At 55.3% G+C, this 3,425-nt stretch carries 3 protein-coding genes; all 3 read left to right on the top strand.

Annotated features, from left to right (window positions below):
- The first annotated feature begins 512 nt into the window (after positions 1-512).
- The 3 genes from ABYV26_RS23230 to ABYV26_RS23220 all read left to right on the top strand — a co-directional run bounded on the left by ABYV26_RS23230 (position 513) and on the right by ABYV26_RS23220 (position 3,221).
- Positions 513-776 carry a hypothetical protein gene (locus ABYV26_RS23230; protein WP_372683734.1) on the top strand — a complete coding sequence of 88 codons (264 nt, stop codon included), beginning with the start codon at positions 513-515 and terminating at the stop codon, positions 774-776.
- Between the two features lie 83 nt (positions 777-859).
- Complete coding sequence (locus ABYV26_RS23225) at positions 860-2,686, top strand: metal transporter (protein ID WP_372683733.1); 1,827 nt, start codon at positions 860-862, stop codon at positions 2,684-2,686.
- Positions 2,687-2,744: 58 nt separating this feature from the next.
- Positions 2,745-3,221, top strand: a complete 477-nt coding sequence (locus ABYV26_RS23220; RefSeq protein ID WP_372683732.1) for a hypothetical protein — start codon at positions 2,745-2,747, stop codon at positions 3,219-3,221.
- Positions 3,222-3,425 lie beyond the last annotated feature (204 nt).

Below are 3,425 nucleotides of genomic sequence, written 5' to 3'. Positions count from 1 at the left end.
CAAGCGTAAAAAAGATCCCGGCCATGAAAGCGACGCCCGGACGGCCGAGGATCAAAACCAGCGTAAAACGAACCGACGCGAACGGGAATGCGAGGGTTACACCTATATAGAGATGGTCGGATGGATGGATCGCCGTGAAAAATGCCGGCGGGATGATGACCGATTCAATGAGTGATTGCATTGAACCCCATGAAAACCATCATCAATAAAGAAAGATTGCCACGCGTTTCTGTGCCGCAGTTAAATTTGTGCAGTGCAACATTTATTTATTGACAAGGCTGCTCGGCGGCCTATAATAGGCACTGACGAGCATGTCCGCGCCGGCGTGTGGGCGGACTCCGCCGCGATGTTTAGGCCTTTTAGACCCCGCTCCCGAGCGGATGGATGATGCGCCTGTTTTGATAACCGAGAGACCGGTGCATCGCCCCTGCCGCATCTCGGCGCCGCGGATGGTTGCAGCTCGCAATCGTGTGTCATCACTTGATTATGAATCCATACAAACGGAGGGAACGATGATGGACAACAAGCAAATCGCCAAACAGATGATCCAGTTCAACAAGGCTGTCTTCGACAACAGTTTCAAGGCCATGACAATGGTGGTCGAGCAGAATGACAAAATGTTCGAAGCCTTTTTCACTCAGGCGACATGGCTGCCGGAAGAGGGCAAAGCGGCCATCCAAAAATGGGTGTCGGCGTATCGCACCGGATGTAACGATTTTAAAAAACTGATGGATGACAACTACGCCAAGGTGGAATCCTTTTTTGACAAGGCCTGATCGATCATCGGCACAATTGGGTCACACCGCTGCTGTGAGGACCCAACGGCTGCCAAAAATGAGCAGCTTACAAGGAGAACCGTATGCCGGGCGAAAAAGAACACCCCACTGACGCCACTGCCAAGGATGACCGATTCTGCAGCGGGATTTCTGTTTTGCAAAACATCTTGTCCGCTTCTCAAACCTATCTGAGTGGATTGTTAAACTATACCGATAGCTTTTACACCCCCTATCTGCTGGCGACCCAGTACTTTCAGGAGGCAGAGGCGCTGCGTTTGTCGGAAAACCCGCCGGCGGACAGTGTCGAGGCTTACCTGGGCCTGTTGGAGAACAATATTGAACTGATGGCGCGCAGCTTGAGCGGCAGCGCCCGGATGCTGGAAGCCTATACCCGAAATGAGGCCGACGATCTGGCCGAGGCCCTGCAGCAAACCTTCTTTGAATTCAATCCCACCAAACTGGAAAAGTTTACCGCGCGGCAGGCGGAATTGCTGGATCTGGTGGTCAATGTCTACCCGAAAGCCATCGAGGCCATCGAACCCGAATACGGCTTTCATTTCGAGCGCGGCGAACATGCACGTGTGGATGAAACCGATCGTTTTTTGCTCTACCGGGTGGCCCCGTCACTGCCGGGCGTGAAAACGAACAGCGACGCCAAACCGGTCCTGATCTTGCCTCCCTATGTGTTGGGCGCCAATATTTTGGGTTTTTTACCTGGTGAGCAACGCAGTTACGCCCACTGCTTTGCCAACCAGGGTTTTCCCACCTACATCCGAATCCTCAAGGAGATCGACACTACGCCCGCCCTGCAGACCATGAGCGGGGAGGACGACGCCTTGGACACCCAGCGTTTTTGCCAGACCATTCTGAAAGCCCATGGCAAACGGGTGACCCTCAATGGATACTGCCAGGGTGGCTACAACGCCCTGTGCAATCTGCTCAGCGGAAAACTGGACGATCTGGTGGATGCGTTCATCACCTGCGTATCCCCCATGGACGGCACCCGCAGCAAAGGCTTGGCAAGCTTTCTCGCGCGCCTGCCCCAGCGGTTCAATGATCTGGACTATGGCACCAAAACCCTGCCCAACGGCAACCAGGTGGCCGACGGGAAGTTGATGGGATGGGTCTATAAACTCAAGAGCATCGAGCAGGAAATTCCCGCAGCGGCCTTTTACCGTGACCTGATGATGTTCGCCCGCCAAAAAAACGGAGATCAACCGATCAGCAAAACCGCCGCCGCACTGAACTATTGGCTCCAGAATGAACGCTACGACCTGCCCTTAGAGATCACGCGCATCAGTTTTGCCGCCTACAACACCCCCATCACCGCAGATGGCACCTTGCCGGTACGCCTGTTCGGCGGCAAGCTGAACCTGAAACGCCTCAAAGAAAAAAATATCCCCTGGTTGATCTGCTACGGCACCCATGACGACCTGGTGGAAAAAGAAACCGCCCTGGCGCCCCTTGACCACGTTGACGCCGAGGTGACGCCCTTTCCCAAAGGGCATGTGGCCATCGCCACCTCCTGGTCGTCTCCCCAGTCCGCCTGCGCCCTGCACACGCGCTTTGGCGAGGGGAATTATCGCGGCCCGGTACGCTATCACATGGACCTGGATGCGGCCCTCGACGAAACCAAACGCCAGGCAGCCAGCGCATCCCCGCCGCAGCCGATAGCACCCGCCCCATCAGCGGCCGGGCGTGCCGCCAAAAAACCGGATAGAAAGACCACAGCCGCCCGTAAAACAACACCTCGTAAAACGACGGGCGCCGCCAAAAAAACGAAAAAAGCCACGCCGGCGACAAAAAAGAAGCCCAAAGCGAAGGCCAAGGCAGCTCCGGCAAAAACAAAAAGAACGCCTGCATCCCGTATTAAGCGCACTGAGCCGGCCAGCCCCCGCGGGGGTAAGTAAGCGAAAATAGCATTTAATCTGGGATCGGGACAATTCCCATAGAGGTGATGTGAAGCCCATGAACACAGCGTTTCTTGAATTCTGGGGCAAGTTCCTGATCAATGTCGCCCAGGGTCAAAAACAGCTCGATGAGATGTCAAGCTGGATGAAACATGGATATGCCGACGCCGATGACCTGGCGGCCCTGTTCCGCCGTTGTTACGGTCTGAACGCCTCGGATGCAGGCAGTGTTCAGGACCCACAAGCCTGGCAGGAAGCCGTTGCCGAATTTCAAAACACCTTCGCCCAATTTGCCGCCCAATGGGGATGGGTACCCCAAACGGAGCATCAAGAGACGCTTGAAAAATGCGCCGCCCTCGAAAAACAAGTTGCGGAGCAGCAGGCCACCATCCGACAATTGCGGGATCTGCTGGCCCAAAAAGGACTCGGATACAGCGAGTTGCTTCAACACATGCAAGGGTCACTCAAAGACCAGGGCGATCAGTTTCAGGCGCTGATGGAGACGATTCGCCGCGCCTTCAATGACAAGCCTTAATTTTTTAAGTTTAACACCGACATCTCCGCCGAGCAGACACAAGAAGCCCCCATGATGGGAAAGAGGCTGTCCATGAACATGAAAAACGAAGATCCGTTGGGAATGGCGACGATGCTCACCACCTGGATGAAATCCATGGGTGACATGTGGGGGAACATGGCCGGTCAGTGGGGCGCCCCCTTTCCGGGGCAGCAGCCGACCGGT

It is taken from the genome of Desulfosarcina sp., from assembly GCF_041551955.1.
In the GTDB taxonomy this organism is placed as follows: domain Bacteria; phylum Desulfobacterota; class Desulfobacteria; order Desulfobacterales; family Desulfosarcinaceae; genus Desulfosarcina.
The sequence above is the reverse complement of the archived record's forward strand: the minus strand, read 5'-3'. Positions and strand labels throughout refer to the sequence as shown.

Bases quoted from the DNA above. Each gene is read 5' to 3' on its own strand.
- ABYV26_RS23230 (WP_372683734.1), top strand. From the start codon at position 513: ATGATGGACAACAAGCAAATCGCCAAACAGATGATCCAGTTCAACAAG.
- ABYV26_RS23225 (WP_372683733.1), top strand. From the start codon at position 860: ATGCCGGGCGAAAAAGAACACCCCACTGACGCCACTGCCAAGGATGAC.
- ABYV26_RS23220 (WP_372683732.1), top strand. From the start codon at position 2,745: ATGAACACAGCGTTTCTTGAATTCTGGGGCAAGTTCCTGATCAATGTC.